This is a genomic window from Synechococcus sp. UW179B (genome assembly GCF_900474245.1).
GTDB lineage: Bacteria > Cyanobacteriota > Cyanobacteriia > PCC-6307 > Cyanobiaceae > Synechococcus_C.
In genome coordinates this window covers 149,082-164,807 of record NZ_UCNZ01000006.1, presented here as the reverse complement: position 1 = coordinate 164,807, position 15,726 = coordinate 149,082, and the positions used below count along the sequence as shown (strand labels likewise).

Annotated in this window: 16 protein-coding genes and 1 tRNA gene; 7 read left to right on the top strand and 10 right to left on the bottom strand. The window is 59.0% G+C overall.

The window, feature by feature from the left end; genetic code table 11:
* The first annotated feature begins 67 nt into the window (after positions 1–67).
* Entirely contained in the window at positions 68–1,264 is a 1,197-nt protein-coding gene (locus DXY38_RS03445) for a 4-hydroxy-3-methylbut-2-enyl diphosphate reductase (RefSeq protein WP_006853696.1), read from the top strand.
* 60 nt (positions 1,265–1,324) lie between these two features.
* Positions 1,325–1,951: a DUF1997 domain-containing protein gene (locus DXY38_RS03440; protein ID WP_115070470.1), complete on the top strand. Its 627-nt coding sequence runs from the start codon at positions 1,325–1,327 to the stop codon at positions 1,949–1,951.
* A 20-nt stretch (positions 1,952–1,971) separates the two neighbouring features.
* Here the strand turns inward: DXY38_RS03440 and DXY38_RS03435 are convergent, their stop codons facing one another.
* Positions 1,972–2,433, bottom strand: a complete 462-nt coding sequence (locus DXY38_RS03435; RefSeq protein ID WP_006853698.1) for a DUF4079 domain-containing protein — start codon at positions 2,431–2,433, stop codon at positions 1,972–1,974.
* A 50-nt stretch (positions 2,434–2,483) separates the two neighbouring features.
* Entirely contained in the window at positions 2,484–4,091 is a 1,608-nt protein-coding gene (gene purH, locus DXY38_RS03430) for a bifunctional phosphoribosylaminoimidazolecarboxamide formyltransferase/IMP cyclohydrolase (protein ID WP_115070469.1), read from the bottom strand.
* A 60-nt stretch (positions 4,092–4,151) separates the two neighbouring features.
* Here purH and DXY38_RS03425 point away from each other — a divergent pair, with 60 nt between their 5' ends.
* The gene (locus DXY38_RS03425; RefSeq protein ID WP_115070468.1) at positions 4,152–4,775 is read left to right on the top strand and encodes an alpha/beta hydrolase; all 624 of its coding nucleotides are present in this window, start codon (positions 4,152–4,154) and stop codon (positions 4,773–4,775) included.
* 34 nt (positions 4,776–4,809) lie between these two features.
* On the opposite strand, the gene DXY38_RS03420 is transcribed toward DXY38_RS03425, so the two are convergent.
* Positions 4,810–5,178, bottom strand: coding sequence for a DUF3155 domain-containing protein (locus DXY38_RS03420; protein WP_115070467.1), 369 nt, complete (start codon positions 5,176–5,178; stop codon positions 4,810–4,812).
* Between the two features lie 108 nt (positions 5,179–5,286).
* On the bottom strand, positions 5,287–5,583 hold the full coding sequence (locus tag DXY38_RS03415) for a hypothetical protein (protein ID WP_206749674.1): 297 nt from the start codon (positions 5,581–5,583) through the stop codon (positions 5,287–5,289).
* On the opposite strand from DXY38_RS03415, the gene DXY38_RS03410 reads away from it, so the two are divergent.
* Positions 5,570–6,706: a sensor histidine kinase KdpD gene (locus DXY38_RS03410; RefSeq protein ID WP_115070465.1), complete on the top strand. Its 1,137-nt coding sequence runs from the start codon at positions 5,570–5,572 to the stop codon at positions 6,704–6,706. The two genes, DXY38_RS03415 and DXY38_RS03410, sit on opposite strands and share 14 nt — an antisense overlap.
* On the opposite strand, the gene cobS is transcribed toward DXY38_RS03410, so the two are convergent.
* Positions 6,663–7,427, bottom strand: a complete 765-nt coding sequence (gene cobS / locus DXY38_RS03405) for an adenosylcobinamide-GDP ribazoletransferase (RefSeq protein ID WP_115070464.1) — start codon at positions 7,425–7,427, stop codon at positions 6,663–6,665. The two genes, DXY38_RS03410 and cobS, sit on opposite strands and share 44 nt — an antisense overlap.
* Before the next feature lie 58 nt (positions 7,428–7,485).
* On the opposite strand from cobS, the gene tgt reads away from it, so the two are divergent.
* The gene (gene tgt, locus DXY38_RS03400; protein WP_115070547.1) at positions 7,486–8,604 is read left to right on the top strand and encodes a tRNA guanosine(34) transglycosylase Tgt; all 1,119 of its coding nucleotides are present in this window, start codon (positions 7,486–7,488) and stop codon (positions 8,602–8,604) included.
* Between the two features lie 30 nt (positions 8,605–8,634).
* A complete protein-coding gene (locus DXY38_RS03395) occupies positions 8,635–8,778 on the top strand; it encodes a photosystem II reaction center protein K (protein WP_006853705.1) in 144 nt (47 codons plus the stop codon).
* On the opposite strand, the gene DXY38_RS03390 is transcribed toward DXY38_RS03395, so the two are convergent.
* Positions 8,717–9,502 (bottom strand): WecB/TagA/CpsF family glycosyltransferase, encoded by a 786-nt coding sequence (locus DXY38_RS03390; protein WP_115070463.1) that lies wholly within the window; start codon positions 9,500–9,502, stop codon positions 8,717–8,719. The two genes, DXY38_RS03395 and DXY38_RS03390, sit on opposite strands and share 62 nt — an antisense overlap.
* On the opposite strand from DXY38_RS03390, the gene DXY38_RS03385 reads away from it, so the two are divergent.
* Entirely contained in the window at positions 9,495–12,743 is a 3,249-nt protein-coding gene (locus tag DXY38_RS03385) for a glycoside hydrolase family 15 protein (protein WP_244278996.1), read from the top strand. The two genes, DXY38_RS03390 and DXY38_RS03385, sit on opposite strands and share 8 nt — an antisense overlap.
* A gap of 33 nt (positions 12,744–12,776) precedes the next feature.
* Here DXY38_RS03385 and DXY38_RS03380 read toward each other — a convergent pair whose 3' ends face one another.
* The 4 genes from DXY38_RS03380 to DXY38_RS03370 form a co-directional block, all read right to left on the bottom strand.
* A complete protein-coding gene (locus tag DXY38_RS03380) occupies positions 12,777–13,781 on the bottom strand; it encodes a Gfo/Idh/MocA family protein (protein WP_115070462.1) in 1,005 nt (334 codons plus the stop codon).
* A 53-nt stretch (positions 13,782–13,834) separates the two neighbouring features.
* Positions 13,835–15,112: a hemolysin family protein gene (locus DXY38_RS03375; protein WP_115070461.1), complete on the bottom strand. Its 1,278-nt coding sequence runs from the start codon at positions 15,110–15,112 to the stop codon at positions 13,835–13,837.
* 14 nt (positions 15,113–15,126) lie between these two features.
* Positions 15,127–15,199 (bottom strand) — tRNA-Ile (locus DXY38_RS13630).
* Between the two features lie 14 nt (positions 15,200–15,213).
* Complete coding sequence (locus DXY38_RS03370) at positions 15,214–15,702, bottom strand: occludin/ELL family protein (RefSeq protein WP_115070545.1); 489 nt, start codon at positions 15,700–15,702, stop codon at positions 15,214–15,216.
* Positions 15,703–15,726: the final 24 nt, after the last annotated feature.

The following is a 15,726-nucleotide window of genomic DNA, read 5'->3' as shown; positions in this document are numbered from 1 at the left end:
TATTGGCATCCGCGATCAGTCGCTAGTGCCAGACAGCCCATAGAGTCAAACCACTGTGGTTACAGATATGGATACTCACGCCTTCAAACGCTCCCTGCATCACTCCGATCGCTACAACCGGCGAGGCTTCGGTCGAGCCGAAGAGGTGGCAGGCAGTTTGGAGCAGGCTTACCAGAGCAGCCTGATCGGGTCCATTCGAGACAACGGGTATCGCTTAACCCATGGCCGTCTCCAGGTCCGCCTTGCCGAAGCGTTTGGATTCTGCTGGGGCGTGGAGAGGGCTGTCGCCATGGCTTACGAGACGCGACGTCACTACCCGCAAGAACGGATCTGGATCACCAACGAAATCATCCATAACCCATCGGTGAATGACCACCTGCGGGAAATGGACGTGTTGTTCATCTCCGTCGAGGGGGGAGTTAAGGATTTTTCTGGCGTGGCCTCGGGCGATGTGGTAATCCTTCCGGCTTTTGGTGCAACCGTTCAGGAGATGCAACTTCTCAATGAGCGTGGTTGTCACATTGTTGACACCACCTGTCCATGGGTTTCAAAGGTGTGGACAACGGTGGAGAAGCACAAGAAGCAATCCTTCACCTCGATCATTCACGGCAAGGTGAAACACGAAGAGACGCTGGCAACGAGTTCCTTTGCCGGTACGTATCTCGTTGTTCTCGATCTCGAGGAAGCCAGGCTTGTCGCTGAATACATTCTCGGGAATGGCGATCGCGAAGCGTTTATGAAACGGTTTTCAAACGCTTCTTCGCCAGGGTTTGACCCCGATCGTGATCTTGAACGCTTGGGTGTGGCCAACCAAACCACCATGCTCAAAAGTGAGACCGAAGAAATTGGCCGCTTGTTTGAGCGCACCATGCTCAGCAAGTACGGGCCCACAGAACTCAATGAGCATTTTTTAGCGTTCAACACCATCTGCGACGCCACCCAGGAGCGGCAGGATGCCATGTTCTCGCTCGTTGATGAAACCGTGGATCTCATGGTGGTGATTGGGGGCTACAACTCCTCCAACACGACCCACCTGCAAGAAATTGCTGTTAGCCGAGGGATCCGTTCCTTCCACATCGATACTCCAGAGCGCATTCACTCCGATAACTCGATTGAACACAAGCCCCTTGGCGAAGAACTCACCCTTGAAGAGCTGTTCTTGCCCGAGGGGCCCGTCACCGTCGGAATCACCTCCGGGGCCTCCACGCCAGATCGGGTCGTGGAGCATGTCATTCAGAGACTGATCGCCCTGAGCGAAAACTGACCCCCAGCTCCCTTTACATTGGTTCATCATGGAGACTTCTCCAACCGGGGACCTGCCTACGTGCTGCTCTTGACGAGACCCTCAACCGACACATTGCGCGGTAGCGATAGCCGTCAAGTCCGCTGTTATCGCAGTGAATTTCGCGATCGCATGGAGATGCGTGCTGACTTTCAAACCGTCGGGGCCTACCTCGATCGGCACGAAGGCTGGTTTCGCCGTTGTGCCGCTCCCATGGAGGTCAAGGCCATTGACGAGCAGGCCTATGCCCTCACGCTCGGACGCTTTGGCAACTTCGGGTTTGAGGTAGAACCCACGATCGGCCTGCGCCTCTTACCGCAGAACGCTGGTAATTACGCGATCACTACGGTGCCTCTCAGCAATCAAGATCCAGCCCTAGCGGATCTGTACGACGTTGATTTCCAGGCCAACCTAAGCCTTGAGGACAACAGCTCGAGTGACGCCTCCGAGGAGCTCACGGCGGTGAGCTGGGATCTTGATCTATCCGTTTGGATTCACCTGCCCAAGATGATCACCCTGCTCCCTGACGGGTTAGTGCAGTCCAGTGGTGATCACCTTTTGCGCCAAATTGTGCGGCAAATTTCCAGGCGTCTCACCTGGAAAGTGCAAGAAGATTTCCATGCAAGCCATGGTCTTGTCTGCCCGCCAAGACGACGGGCAGCCTTTTGAACAAGCTCAGCTGAACACGATCAGCGATTCACCCAGATCTTGTTCACAATCTCCATTCCACTCACCGCCTGCCACAGGAACAACGTGAGGGTGCCCATGTTGAGCCCAACGTGAGCTTTCCGGGCAATCACATTCCCCTGCTGCATGAAGGGAGCCAAGGACGCGGCAAGGGCGATCATTCCGGTCATCGCCAAGCCCACGAGCAGATGCGGACCCACGAACAACTTGCCGTTGTTGATGTAGGTCACGGCCATACCACCGATCATTCCGGTCACCATCACCGCAAGGATCAGACTTCCCCAGCGGTAATGACGCTGGGCAAACTTGCCTGGTAGCAGGGCCTTGCGCTGCTCTGGGGTCCCTGTCCGGACCTTCTTGGCTTTGATGCCAAGAAACATGGAATAACCACCCGCCGCCAAGAGCCCCCACATCATTAGGGGGTGCATGAAGTTGGCGGCAAAAGGCAGAGCTGGCAGGGTCATGGATCAGTTCGTTGAGTGGACGAGTAAAGCGAGATTAGGTGCCCGTGTTCTCAGTGAAGAAAGTGACGGCGTCCGGTCAGCACCATGGCCAAACCGAGCTCATCGCAGGCTTTGATCGAGTCGGCATCCCGAAGGCTGCCGCCTGGATGGATCACAGCCTTAATTCCATGGCTTGCGGCGAGGCGAACGGTGTCATCGAAAGGGAAGAAGCCATCACTGGCGAGCACAGCCCCCAGCGCTTGCTCACCAGCAGCCTCTAAAGCAAGTCGGGCAGAGCCAACCCTATTCATCTGACCAGCCCCCACACCCAGGCTCTGTCCATCACGTGCGACCAAAATTGCATTCGAGCGCACGTGACGCACGAGCTGCCAAGCAAAGCGGAGATCGGCGTATTCAGCCGTGGTGGGTTGACGCTGGCTCGCCACCGTCCAAGCGGAGGGGTCGATTGGCTGATCGTCGAGATCCTGCACCAAAACACCACCAAGAATGCTGCGGACATGATCTTTGGCCGCCGCATCAATGGCCTCAGGCGCCAACTCGAGGAGGCGGAGATTGCCTTTGGCGGCCAAAATTTCACGCGCTTCTGGGCTAAACCCAGGCGCCACAACACACTCCAGGAACAAGCTTGTGAGCTCCTTAGCCGCAAAGCCATCAACCACGCCATTCAGAGCAACAATGCCGCCGAAGGCACTGATTCGATCACCATCGAGAGCCCGGGTGAGGGCGGTCGCCACGCCATCACCCACCGCCACTCCACAGGGATTGGTGTGCTTGACCACCACAGCCGCCGCTTGTTCGGCGCGATGAAGGCCCTCTACGCCATAACCAAACTCACGAACGGTGGCCAGGGCCGCTTCCAGATCGAGCAAATTATTGGTGCTGAGTTCCTTCCCCTGAAGCTGCTTGGCACCCCCCCAGCCCACGCTGCTGCTATACCAAGCCGCCTTCTGGTGGGGGTTCTCCCCGTAGCGCAACGTCTGCCGAAGCGGCAGCGCTTCGAGCCATGGCAGGGCTTCGGCTGGAGCTTTGGCCTCGACGGAAGAGCTGGCATCCACAGCGGGGTGCAGCTCAGGGCGAGCTTGCATCCAACGACTGATCGCGACGTCATACGCCGCCGTATGGGCAAACGCCTCTAAAGCCAACTGCCGGCGCACATTCGCGTCCACGCCTCCAGCCGATCGAGACAGCGATTGCAAAAAACCGTCGTACTGCTCAGGACTGGTGAGAACCGCGACATGGGCATGATTTTTGGCCGCAGAGCGAACCATCGTGGGTCCGCCGATGTCGATGTTCTCAATGGCCGTATCCCAGTTCACATCAGGGTCTGAGACGGTTTCCCTGAACGGATAAAGGTTCACCACCACCACATCGATGGGATCGATCTTCTGTGCGAGGAGATCGGCCTCATGGGCCGGATCTCCTCTTCGCGCCAAGATTCCGCCATGAATTCGAGGGTGGAGTGTCTTCACGCGACCGCCAAGAATCTCAGGAGCACCGGTGTGATCGGCCACGCGTGTGACCGGCAATCCAGCCTCCTCAAGCACGTTGGCTGTTCCACCACTGGAGAGCAGCTGATAGCCATGGAGCCGATTGAGAGCCTCAGCAAGGGGCACCACCCCCCGCTTATCAGACACGCTCAGCAAGGCAGTTGGAGCCATGGCAGCAGGACGAAAGACAGGGCTTGAGCCAACCTACGCAGCAACCGCTCACCTGATGCCATGGCCGCCGATCTGCTCCGCCAATCCACAGCGAAGGCGCGAGCACGCCTGGTTCTCCTTCATGGCTGGGGCGCGGATGCCGGCGACCTGATGCCCCTAGGACAAGCGCTCGCCGAGGCGATCGCGACACCCCTCGAGCTGGTGGCCCTACAAGCTCCCGAACAGCAAACCCAAGGATCAGGACGCCAGTGGTACGGCCTCTTCCCAGCCGACTGGGCCGCCGTGCCAGCAGCTGTTGAAGGATTAAAAGAACGCATCAACAATCTGGGCTCGGCGGAGATCCCACTGGAAGCAACCGTGCTGTTGGGCTTTTCTCAAGGAGGCGCGATGGCCATGGCCGCGGGCTGTGACTTACCGCTTGCCGGATTAATCGCATGCAGTGCCTATCCCCATCCCCACTGGCAAGCTCCTGTGATTCGCCCTCCTGTGCTTCTTTTGCATGGACGGCATGACGATGTTGTGCCGCATTCCGCAGCCTTAGCGCTAAAAAACGAGCTGTCGCCCAGCAAGCAAGCCTGTGATCTGTTCAGTTTTGAGAATGGGCATGCCATCCCCGTTGAGGCTCAGGCTGAAATGAAAAAAGCCCTCAAGCGCTGGCTGGATCAAACAGCTCAAAACGCTTAAGGGCTTTGCGATCAAGGGTTGGAATGAAAGGGAATCAGACGAAGGCGTATTCGTACTCTTCCATTTCCTCCCAATCGTCAGACGCCAGGTCTAGGCCTTCAAAAATGACCTCTTCACCAACGTGATCAACGATGGAACGGAGGGAAGGGAACAGGAAATGATTTTCCTCGGCGTACTGAGCACTGAAAAGTCCTTTTTCACCCCAGAAGAATCGATCTGTGGTGTGTTCGTTACGGCGAACGTTGACTAGAGCCGGGGGCATAAGGACGCCCTCAGCGATGTAGCGACGAGCCGCTGTCACAGGCTTGTGTTCACCAGTTTCGAGATGGTGAGTCGGCACGTGTGCGAGCACACGCTGGCCAGCAAGGCGACGACAACTAATCCTCTTACGTTTTTTGGACATTGAGCAAAAATCCCTGTTGAGGGAGTGAGAGGGGGCTGTCAAGAAAGACCGGCACCGTTTTGAGACGGCATTCGATCAAGTGAGACGCTCATAAAGAGCATCGTGACGTCAGCGAATCGGAGGGTCGATCGCGCAACCAAAGCTGCGAGACAAACCGACAAACACCATCGCTTTCAACGGCATAAAACCGATGACAACAGGAGACACATCAACCTCTGCTGTAACCTTGGTAGCAACGAAAGTGCAACCCGAGCAGAATCGACAGGAAACCGGCACCGCAATGAAGAGCGCCGTCGGTCGATCTTCTGATCTTAAGACTTTTTCCAGAATTGGCAAGACGGTCAGGTCTTGAGTTGCCTCCCCGGCTGTATCCAGGCACACAACTTTACGAATGCAGCTGTCCAACCGGTTCCTCACCCTGGTCCAGCAACAACTGCAGAGTTTTTCTGGCGATGAGGCTTTGGACAAGCTCGTTGTCTACATCGCGCAAAGCAGTGAAGGAGACGCGCCCAGCTTCACGATGCTGGATCAATGGCCTCCCGATGGTGGCCGACTACCAGAGATTGCCGACGACCCCATCCTGCGCATTCCAGCGCCAGAGCGTCACTGGTTTCCCCTCCGCCATGACGACCTCTTGTTAGGAGTTCTCAGGGCAGAGCAGCAGCGCGAAACGGAATGGTCCGACCAACTCGATCGCCGCCTGCAAGCCAGCGCCTCAGCCTTGGCTTACAGCCTTGGCCTGGAACTCGAACGCAGTCGCCTACGGGAAGAGCTCCATCAGCAACGCCAACAGATGAATCTTGTGGTGCATCAGCTGCGCAACCCACTGGCAGCCTTGCGCACCTATGCCCAGCTTCTGCTCCGTCGCTTGGGGCCCGAGCATCTCCAACGCCCACTGGTAACGGGACTCCTTCAAGAGCAGGCCCAGCTCGACCGCTACATCACATCCCTAGACCTGATCGGTCAGGAGAACCTGCCGCATCGCCCCGAGGCGCCTGCCCCGCTGCTGCTTCCGCAGGTGCAAACGAAGGGCCCAGGGCTCACGATCGAACAACTACTCCAGCCTCTGATTGAACGGGCTGCCGCAACCGCAGCCCTCCAGAACCGCGTCTGGCAAACACCAGCCAACTGGCCTGCCTGGACACAAGAAATTCGGCCAGATGACGATGCCGTGATCTCAGAGATCGTGGCCAATCTGCTGGAAAATGCCTTTCGATACAGCCCTACAGGCTGTCCACTCGGACTCAGCCTGCTGGAATGCAGCATCTTGATCTGGGACGGGGGACCTCCCATCCCAGATCAAGAACAAGAGCTGATCTTCCGCAAAGGAGAACGGGGCAGCAGCAGCAGGGATCAATCCGGATCCGGAGTAGGCCTCGCACTCGCCCGACATCTCGCCGAAGAACGGGGTGGATCACTGGTTTTGCACACCACACCCAACCAGCTCGACCCGAGCCTGCCAAGCCGCGGCAATGCCTTCCTTCTCAGCCTCCCCCCGAGCCCAGCAAAGGCGCCAGCAGGGCGATGAAAAACAAACTAGAGGTCTCGCTGAGCATCACAACAGCTCCGTAGCCGTCTCCCGTCATCCCCCCTAGACGCCGGCCGAGCCACTCAGCCGCGATCAATGCACTGAGGAAACAAACAGGAACCGTCAAGAGCGGCAGCTGCCCAAGCAGGGGGCTCACCACCACCAACAAAACAAGGGTGGGGACAGCATCGCCAAGACCCTTGTGGTGACGGCGGTGAAACCCAGCCGTTCCATTCACGCGCAAATAGGCGAAACGCGCCATCGCCCAAAGGGGCGACACCCTTGCCAAAGCGCTCGTGACCACTAAGGCGATTGGCGCCAGGGAGCCCAAACGCACCAAAGCAGCAAATTGCAGCAACAGCACCAGGACAGACAACTGCACACCACTGGCACCCACACGGCTGTCCTCCATCGCCTCTAGGCAGCGCTCCGGTCCTGCAGCGAGACCATCAGCCGTATCGATCAGTCCATCGAAATGGAGCCCACCGGTCAACCACAACCCCAAGGCCAAAACAACTGGGACGAGCGCGACTTGAGGCCATCCCAAAGCAGACAAAAGCCACCACAATCCCGCCTGCATGCCCCCAATCACCAAGCCGATCCAGGGCGCAAAGCGGGCGATGCGCTCAAAGCGAGGCTGCGGCCAGGGCCAGGCCGGCAGCACCGAATAAAAAATCCAGGCACCCACTAAATCGCGCAGCCAGAAGGGGGCTGAAGCCATGACCTCGACCCATGCACCAACAGGGCTCACCGTAAATTGGTCCGTTGCCCGAGGGCCTGTGTTCCAGTTCGAGATTCAGGCCTCTTGCCGCCACACGGCTGCTCGCTGTGGATGCTTCCACACACCTCACGGTCCCGTCACGACGCCACGATTTATGCCCGTGGGCACGCTGGGCACCGTGAAAGGGGTGACCACCTCTCAGTTGGCAGAGACCGGCGCTCAAATGGTGCTGTCCAACACCTATCACCTGCATCTCCAGCCGGGGGAAGAGATCGTTGCCGACGCCGGCGGGCTGCATCGGTTCATGGGCTGGGACGGACCGATGCTGACCGATTCCGGTGGCTTCCAGGTGTTCAGCCTGGGCGACCTCAACCGCATTGACGATGAAGGGGTCGACTTCCGCAACCCTCGCAACGGCAGCCGAATCTTGCTGACCCCCGAGCGGTCGATGCAGATCCAAATGCGCCTTGGCGCCGATGTGGCCATGGCCTTCGATCAATGTCCGCCCTATCCAGCCACCGAGAACGATGTTGCGGAAGCCTGTCGGCGCACTCACGCCTGGCTGGGCCGCTGTGCAGACGCCCATCAACGCGACGACCAAGCCCTCTTCGGGATTGTGCAGGGGGGTTGTTTTCCCCACCTTCGTGATCTCAGCGCACGTACGGTGGCGGACTTCAACCTGCCCGGCATCGCCATCGGCGGCGTCAGCGTTGGCGAACCGGTGGAGGAGATGCATCAGATCGTGCGTCAGGTCACACCCCTGTTGCCCGCGGATCGCCCCCGCTACCTGATGGGCATTGGCACCCTGCGCGAGATGGCCGTCGCCGTCGCCAATGGCATTGACATGTTTGATTGCGTTCTGCCCACCCGTCTCGGCAGACATGGCACCGCCTTGGTGGGAGGCGAGCGCTGGAACCTGCGCAATGCTCGGTTCCGGCACGACCACACCCCTTTAGACGCAAGCTGCCCATGCATGGCCTGCCGCCATCACACCCGTGCCTACCTCAACCATCTAATCCGTAGTGAGGAACTGCTCGGCCTCACACTCTTGAGTCTCCATAACCTCACCCATCTGATCCGATTCACCACCGCCATGGGGCAAGCCATTCGTGATGGTTGCTTTTCAGAGGATTTCGCTCCGTGGGAGCCGAGCTCCAGAGCCCATCACACGTGGTAGCGTCCGTGCTCCGACCCTGAATTCGCCGGGATGGCTGCTTACACCCTCGATTTGCTGGCCCAGCTACCTGAGGCCTATCAAGCCTTTGGTCCGCTGATCGACATCCTGCCGATCATTCCTTTGTTCTTCCTGTTGCTTGCTTTTGTTTGGCAGGCTTCCGTCGGCTTTCGCTGACCAAAACAGCCCAAACAAACTGGGGTAGGGCGAGATAACGCCTCCAACGGCTTGGTTCCTGCAAAAGCCTGTAAAGCCATTCCACCTGGAAACGGCTGGCCCATCGTGGTGCCCGTTCCTTGAGGCCAGCCCAGACATCAAAGCTGCCACCAACACCCATCCAGATACCGGTTTGCGTGGCTTTCAAGCGCTGAGCCCAAACTTCTTGACGGGGAACGCCGAGAGCAACAAGCACCAAATCCGGGTTCAGCTTGCACAAGTTGGCTTCCAGCTGGGGCCATTCCTCCTCGCTGAGATATCCATGTTGCGCCAGCACCAGACGCAATTCAGGGCGCTCCACCACCAAGCGATCACACAGGCGCTCCATCACCTGCGGCGCAGCCCCCACGAGCGCCACCGACCAACCATGGGCCTCGGCGTAAGCCAACAATTCCCACGCCAGTTCAATGCCAGGGCTTCGGCGAACCCGCACACCCTGCAAACGAAGAGCCCAAACAACGCCTGCACCGTCGGGAACCACAAGATCGGCGTCAGCGATCACGGCACCTAAGCGTGGGTTGGCACGTGCCGCCATCGTCATTTCGGCATTCAGGGTCACGATCTGACCTCCCCCGTCGGCATGCACACCGATGGCTGCTGCCGTGACATCGCGACAAGCATCGACTGGCACCCCCAGCACTTGGAAGCGACGTTGATCACGCGGACCGGTGCTGGTGATGTCCATCCCTAAATCGACTGCGAGCGAGAATCTAGATCCGGTCGCTTGGAAGGCCACGGTTTTGTCGCATCCGACCCCTCAGGAGCAGCACGAGCTACGCCTTGAAAAACTAAAGAACCTGGATGTGGCCATCGAAGCGGTGGTCTTAGAACGTCAGCATCCCGTGAGCGGATTGCTTCCAGCCAGCACGGCAAACACCGTGCACGGAAACTACGGAGACGCCTGGGTTCGCGATTGCGTGTACTCGATTCAGTGCGTTTGGGGCCTGGCGATCGCCCATCGTCGCCTTCACGGAGGCAGCAGCCAACGCAGCTGGGAACTCGAACAACGGGTTCTGGGGCTGATGCGCGGCTTGCTTAACAGCATGATGCGCCAAGCCTCAAAAGTGGAGCGCTTCAAGTACAGCCTCGATCCGCTCGACGCCCTGCATGCCAAATACAACAGCGCCAATGGCGATCAGGTTGTGGCCGATGACGGCTGGGGGCATCTGCAGCTCGATGCGACATCGCTGTTTTTATTGCAGCTCGCTCAACTCAGCCGCGGCGGTCTCGCCGTGATTCGCAATCGCCACGAAGTGGCGTTCATCCAAAACCTCGTCTACTACGTGGCCCGGGCCTACCGGGTGCCCGACTACGGAATTTGGGAGCGGGGAGACAAGGGAAATCAAGGCTTACCCGAACGCAACGCCAGTTCCATTGGCATGGCCAAAGCGGCACTCGAGGCCCTTGATGGCGTGGATCTTTTCAGCTCCCACGGGGATGGATCGGTGCAGGTGCTGGTGCCGCAAGGGGCTGTCGTCCGCTTGCGTCGGGCCCTGCAAGGACTTCTGCCCAGGGAATCCGCCAGCAAGGAAGTCGACAGCGCCTGTCTCTCGATCATCGGCTACCCAGCCTGGGCGGTGGAAGAGCACGAGCTGGTGGAGCGAACCGTCCAACGCATCCGACGCGAGCTCGGTGGCCCCTACGGATACAAACGCTTCCGCCGCGACGGCCATCAAACCGTTGTCGAAGACGTCAGTCGGCTGCATTACGAACGGGCCGAACTCGTGAATTTCGAAGGCGTGGAATCGGAATGGCCTCTTTTCTTGGCCTATGAGCAGCTGACAGCCTGCTGCGAAGAGCGCTGGACAGACGCGCATTACTGGCAAGAAAGGCTCAAGACCCTCCAGGTTGAACGCCATGGACAGCAGCTCTACCCCGAGCTCTATCTGGTCCCAGACAGTGCGGTGGAACTGGAACGACGGGCACCAGGCAGCCAACAACGCCTAGCCAACGAGAACGTGCCTTTGCTTTGGACCCAGAGCCTTGCCTGGCTGGGGGACATGCTGATGGCAGGCCTGATCGAGCCAGGAGACTTGGATCCCTGCGGTCGCCGATTCCCCGCCGAGATCGGTGCGGAGCAGGTTCTGGTGGCCCTTGCACCCCCCAACAGCTCCCTCGCCGCTGAACTCGCGGCACGGGGGCTCCCGGTCAGCGATCCCCAGAGCTGCCCCATCCAGGTGGTGCCATCCAGCAACCTCAACGATCGCCTCAGCGCCGTCGGGGCAGATGAAGCTTTGCGCTTGAGCGGTCAGCCGATGCTCCGCGCCGACACCTCGGACACAGCCCGCCTCTACCGCCAGGGCGACGAGCAGCTTGCCGTTTTACCGGCCGTGTTGGAAGAAGACACCTTTTTCGTCAGTCATGACCCACGCCAGCTCATGGAAACGGTCATCAATGAACTGCACCTGCTGCAGCGGCACTGGCGCGGTGAAGGTTCACCGCTCTTGCTGATCCCAGTGGAAGCCAACCTTCTTGAGAACAACCCAGAGCTGCTGGTCGATCTCACCACGCGTCTGCAATCCGGACGCATCGAGGATGTTCCTGTTTGCTTCAGCGACCTTGAGACACTCGCCCTCAGCGCTCAGTGGGTGACTCTGCCCACCACAACAGCCAAGAGCAACGCCCAGCAACGGAGCGATGCAGCGCACTACCTTCAAGACTCCACCGACTTCAGCGACCTCACCGCAGCCCAGGAGCAGGAGCTCGATGACATCCCCCTCGCTCAGCTCCGCGATCGCCTCTGGAGCAGCCACTCGCTCCGAGAACAAGCCGAAGTGCTTGAACTGCTCAAGCGCCAACTGGGCCATCGAGCGATTCTCAGTGGCCCTCAAGGCACACCGATTGAGCTGGTCACCCTGCTGGAGGAGATCTACCACCGCGGGCTCAGCCAGGAGGATTGGAATGTGGCCCGCCGCTGTGCCGGGGCGATGGGGCTCGTCCATCCCCAACTGGAAGATGCCGTCATCGACCTACTCAGCCGCCAGAAGCAAGTGGTGGTGGGAAGGAACTACACCAGCGACTCCCGTCTCAGCGCCCCGGCTTCCAGCCCGGCCATCGCCGCGCTGATTGAACGCACCTGTGGCAATGACGGCCGAGAACGGATGCTGCAGCAGGAATTGCTCGTGGCTCTTGATGGCCTTGCCCGCCGAGAACCAGAAAAACTCAAGGGCACGCTCACCCTGCAGCTGGGGCAATTGCTGCTTCTGCTCACCTCAGAACTCGCAGCCGAGAGGCAACTCAGCCAGGACGAAGCCTTTGAAGCCCTGTGCAGCGAAGCCCCCCATGCGATCAGCTTGCGCCTTCAAGCCCTGCTCAATGACGTCGACCACGCCCGCGCAGCCCTACAGCGACGAGAGCTGCTTCACCTGCGCGGACATGTGCAGTGGACCGTGCCTGAGCCCCTTGAGGAACGACCCAGCGGATCCGACTGGCTGCAACACCGCATGCGCTTGGGCTCCCTACAACAAGTCCCGAAGGAGTTCTATGCCGGCATCTGGTCCCTCCTGCATCACTGCCGTGGGTTGGTGATCGGAGACAAATTGGAGCGACGCAACCGTCTAACCAGCGCTTTAGTGCTGGAAAAAACCCCAGGCGAACGCAACTTCGCCATTCAGGTCGAGCACCTACTCAGTCGTATCGAAGCCGCGGAATACCGCCAACTGTGCACCGAAAGCCTGCTCTCGCTGATGGCCTTCACCATGACCAATCCAGACATGCGCTTTGAAGACGACATCGCACTCGACGTGATGATTGGTCATGCCGTGCGGGTGGGATGGCAAAGCACCCATCCCCAACAAGACATCGGGACTTACAGCCAGCACAAAGCCGCGGCGTGGGAGCAGTTTTACCAAGCCTCTCCGGCGCAATGCCGCCAATGGCAAATCGAAGCGCTGAGGGAGTTAGCCGAACAGGAAGGCCTGCTTTAAATCAAACCTGCCCTAAATCAAACTTTCTTTAAATCAAATAGGAGCGTCGAGAGCAATGCCAACCCCTGGCCGCTCCACCGCCTGCTCAATGAGGTCGGCGAGGCGCAGGGCCCGAGAAGCCTGCTGGCCATCCACAGCAGGGGTTTCACGGCCGCGAACGCACTGCAAAAAGTGCTCCAACTCGGCGTAAAGCGGCTCAATCGACGTGGTGCTCACCTCTTCGATGAAACCGTCATTGCGGTACAGCAGCTCGCCGTGATCAGCGGAATACCACTCATGGGCACGCCGATGAATATGCAAAGTGTGATTCAAAAAATCTGTTTCCACCAGGCTCCCGCGACAGTGCGCACTCAAATTCCTGATCTTGCGATGGCTCATTTTGCTGGCCGTCAAGCTGGCCACCACGCCGTTGTCGAAGCCCAGGGTGGCGTTGACGTAATCGATAGGGCCCTCAGAGCTCCGGCCTCCGGCCGCTGATAAGTGCACAACCGACGCGCCGGCAAGCTCTAAGACCAGATCCAAATCGTGGATCATCAAATCCAGAACGACCGAAACATCATTGGCACGATCGGAATGGGGGCTGTGACGTCTGGCTTCCAGTACGACAACTTCCTCATTCGCCACCACCTTCGTTAACTCACGAAACGCAGGATTGAAGCGCTCGATATGCCCCACCTGCAGCAGCCGATCCACCCGGCTCGCCGACTCGCTGAGTGAAGCCGCTTCATCCTGACTAGCCGCAATTGGCTTTTCGATTAAAACGTGCAGCCCAGCCTCTAAACAGGCCAAACCAACGGCATGGTGAAGCAAAGTCGGCACAGCGATACAAACCGCTTCGACCTCCGACAGCATCTCGCGATAATCCGCGAACCAACGGCAATCGAACTGGTCTTTTGCCAACGCGCCTCGCTCGGCATCCGGATCTGAGACGCCAACAAGGTCTGCGTCCTTCAAAAGACTGAGAACACGGGCGTGATGCCAACCCATGTTGCCGATTCCAATTACTCCGACCTTTACCGGAACCATAGGGTCGGTCATCGGAGGGAATGCAGGTCAGAGCTGATTATCGGTGATCAACAGCTAGGACTGCTTCAGAGGGGCGTCACTCCGGGAATCACCAGTTTCACCTGAACGATGCGCGGGCCTCTCATCGTGACGATTTCAAATTGAACTCCGTTGTGCCGCAGCGCTTCTCCGGCGGAAGGAATGTGCTGCAACCGCTCCAACAAGAAGCCCGCAAGGGTGTGATGGTCCGAGGCCTCAGGCAGGTCAAGGTCGAGTTGGCGATTGAGCTCGAAGATCTCCAAATCACCAGCAACCAACCAGGCACCCTCCTGCCCCTCAATCGCCTGCAGATCAGGCTCGGCACTTTCATGCTCTGGCTCATCCCCAACAATTTCACCCGTGAGATCGGCGGCAGTGACCAATCCCTCGGTTCCTCCGTGTTCATCCACCACCAACAGCAACGGATGTCCAGATCGAATAATCGCCAGCAATTCAGCGAGGTTGCTGGTCTCAGGCACCCGCTCGGCAGGACTTAAATAGGGTTCAAGCGCGGAATCTTTTTGCAGTTCGCCACGCGCGATCGGCTCAGCCAAGCGGCGTAAGTCGAGCACGCCACGAACATCATCCAGCGACTGCCCAATCACTGGGAAACGCGCATGTCGAGTGCGGTGGACGGCCTCCATCAACTCGGCGAAACGCACCTCCACTGGCAGGGTGACCATCCCAGAGCGAGGCACCATCACCTCCCTCACCTGCATATCTCTTAAGGCAAACACCCCTTCGAGGATGTTGCGTTCATCCGGCCGAAGTCCCGTCACTCCACCACTCTCCACCAGGGTCTCCAGCTCACCAGCTGTGAGTGCCGGCACGAGTGCATCCCAGCGAGGCTTCAAGCCCACAAGACGAAGCAGAAGGGAGGCGATGACCTCGAGGGCTGACAGCAGGGGACGCAACACCTGCATGGTGGTTTCCAGGACCGGAGACAACTGCAAGGCAGCTGGCTCCGGACGGCTAAGGACCAAAGCCCGTGGGAGCAACCCGGATAACAACGTGGCCAAGACCACCAACACAAGGAACCAGGCCAGATCCCACCAACGACCGGCGGGGTTTTCCATCGGCCACCAACGCTGACCAAAGCCTTTCGCAATCCAACCGAGCGCCACCAACGACAAGGTGGTCCCGAACTGGGTCATCAGCAGAGCCGTTCGCAACCGGCGCTGGAGGCGCTCGACCGCTGGAGCCCCTGGCAGACCCTCCTCTCGAAGTTCATGAACGCGGCTCGGCCGCAGTCGCAGCAATGCCACTTCCGCCGCTGCAAAAAACGCCGGTAACACCAAAAGCGCGATGAGCAGCAGGTTGCGCATGAGTCATGAATGAATGGGGGTCCCGAGGATCGAACTCGGCTAAGGCGAATTATGAGTTCGCTGCATTCACCAGATTGCTAGACCCCCGCGTTATCACGGGTTTACCACAAGGCACGAATGGGTGCTGAGGGTGGATCCTCCCGCTCAATGGGCATTCTGACCTGACCTTCCTCCGCCAAGCTGCTCGTGAATCCGTTGGAAATATCCACAGTGCGCCAGGGAATGGCCGGACTTTGCTCCTCCAGCAACACCTGATACGTGGATTGAATGGCCGATCCATCCCAAACAATCGTCTGATCGGGGAAGCCAAATCCCATCACCCTGTTGCCCTCAGGCCCCGCCACTGCAATGCCAAGTAGGTCGGTGATCTGGTGCATCACATCCACACCACGAGCGAAGGGTGCCGTCCAGGTATAAAACCGCTCAGTCACAAGCGCATCCGTGGTTTTGACAGGGCCGCAACGGCTCACCTCCACGGGAGCGAGGACCTCGCCAGAACGGCTTGAAGACGCGGGAGCTTCAAGGCTTGTCTCGCAAACCACAGGATTGGCCTGACCAGGGCCGGCCGGCCACAGAGCGAGTGGGCCCATGACCACCAGAACACCAAACGGGAG

Bases quoted from the DNA above. Each gene is read 5' to 3' on its own strand.
- DXY38_RS03445 (WP_006853696.1), top strand. From the start codon at position 68: ATGGATACTCACGCCTTCAAACGCTCCCTGCATCACTCCGATCGCTAC.
- DXY38_RS03435 (WP_006853698.1), bottom strand. From the start codon at position 2,433: ATGACCCTGCCAGCTCTGCCTTTTGCCGCCAACTTCATGCACCCCCTA.
- purH (WP_115070469.1), bottom strand. From the start codon at position 4,091: ATGGCTCCAACTGCCTTGCTGAGCGTGTCTGATAAGCGGGGGGTGGTG.
- DXY38_RS03425 (WP_115070468.1), top strand. From the start codon at position 4,152: ATGGCCGCCGATCTGCTCCGCCAATCCACAGCGAAGGCGCGAGCACGC.
- DXY38_RS03420 (WP_115070467.1), bottom strand. From the start codon at position 5,178: ATGTCCAAAAAACGTAAGAGGATTAGTTGTCGTCGCCTTGCTGGCCAG.
- DXY38_RS03410 (WP_115070465.1), top strand. From the start codon at position 5,570: ATGCAGCTGTCCAACCGGTTCCTCACCCTGGTCCAGCAACAACTGCAG.
- cobS (WP_115070464.1), bottom strand. From the start codon at position 7,427: ATGGCTTCAGCCCCCTTCTGGCTGCGCGATTTAGTGGGTGCCTGGATT.
- DXY38_RS03395 (WP_006853705.1), top strand. From the start codon at position 8,635: ATGGCTGCTTACACCCTCGATTTGCTGGCCCAGCTACCTGAGGCCTAT.
- DXY38_RS03385 (WP_244278996.1), top strand. From the start codon at position 9,495: ATGTCCATCCCTAAATCGACTGCGAGCGAGAATCTAGATCCGGTCGCT.
- DXY38_RS03390 (WP_115070463.1), bottom strand. From the start codon at position 9,502: ATGGACATCACCAGCACCGGTCCGCGTGATCAACGTCGCTTCCAAGTG.
- DXY38_RS03380 (WP_115070462.1), bottom strand. From the start codon at position 13,781: ATGACCGACCCTATGGTTCCGGTAAAGGTCGGAGTAATTGGAATCGGC.
- DXY38_RS03375 (WP_115070461.1), bottom strand. From the start codon at position 15,112: ATGCGCAACCTGCTGCTCATCGCGCTTTTGGTGTTACCGGCGTTTTTT.
- DXY38_RS03370 (WP_115070545.1), bottom strand. From the start codon at position 15,702: ATGGGCCCACTCGCTCTGTGGCCGGCCGGCCCTGGTCAGGCCAATCCT.